General features: G+C 74.1%; 1 protein-coding gene. It reads left to right on the top strand.

What is annotated here, in order from left to right:
• Window positions 1–228, top strand: a 228-nt coding sequence (locus tag HALOF300_RS27165) for a hypothetical protein (RefSeq protein WP_408637061.1), incomplete at both ends; no start/stop codon positions are given.

The following is a 228-nucleotide window of genomic DNA, read 5'->3' as shown; positions in this document are numbered from 1 at the left end:
CAGGCCGTCGGACCACTGGGCCAACCCACCACCGGCGCCAACGGCACCGCTGCGCCCGGTGCCAACAGCACCGCCCTGCCCGAAACTGCCGTGCCTGGCGCCGGGCGGGACTGGGCCGCGCTGCTCGCTGCCGGGCCGGCGACGTTCATCGACAACACCGGGCCCGTGCCCCGGGACCTGCTCGACCGGATCATCGGCTGCGCCGGCGAGACCTACCGGATCATCTTC

This window comes from Occultella aeris (genome assembly GCF_902703175.1).
Classification (GTDB): Bacteria; Actinomycetota; Actinomycetes; order Actinomycetales; family Beutenbergiaceae; genus Occultella; species Occultella aeris.
The sequence above is the reverse complement of the archived record's forward strand: the minus strand, read 5'-3'. Positions and strand labels throughout refer to the sequence as shown.